1 protein-coding gene is annotated in these 504 nt (G+C 40.3%); it reads left to right on the top strand.

Features of this window, described 5'->3' with window-relative positions; genetic code table 11:
• Positions 1 to 504: transposase (locus tag QM959_RS09605; RefSeq protein WP_414372867.1), on the top strand; the 504-nt coding region annotated here is incomplete at both ends.

The raw sequence follows: 504 nt of genomic DNA, 5'->3' as shown, positions 1-504 counted from the left end.
TAGACCAACAAGCTAAATTTATGAGTGAACAATTGGCAGTTGAGATTGATTTAGATAGGAAAAAACACGAAAAAAAGTCCTTAAAGCCCGCAAAAGAAAGTGAGGCTAAGGAAAAGAAAATCTCAACGACAGATCCCGAGTGTGGTTGGTTTCACAAGGGCGAACATAAGGAAGTATTTGCCTATTCTGCTCAAGTTGCTTGTGATAAGCATGGTTGGGCCTTGGCTTATACGGTTGAGGCAGGAAATGTTCATGATAGTCAGGCTTTCCCTGCCCTTTTCTCAAAGTTAGAGCCATTCTCGCCCCACTATATTATTGCGGATTCAGGTTACAAGACCCCAGCTATTGCCCATTATTTATTAGAGCGAAATATCATTCCTGTTTTTCCTTATACTCGTCCAAAGGGAGTAAAGGGGAACTTAAGGCCTAGTCATTTTGTTTATGATGCAAGTTATGATCATTATGTTTGTCCAGAGAATCAAGTATTAAGCTATCGCACAACCA

The organism is Streptococcus mitis, assembly GCF_047459985.1.
Taxonomy (GTDB): domain Bacteria; phylum Bacillota; class Bacilli; order Lactobacillales; family Streptococcaceae; genus Streptococcus; species Streptococcus mitis_DZ.
Note: the sequence above shows the minus strand (reverse complement) of the source record. Positions and strands in the feature narration are given on the sequence as shown.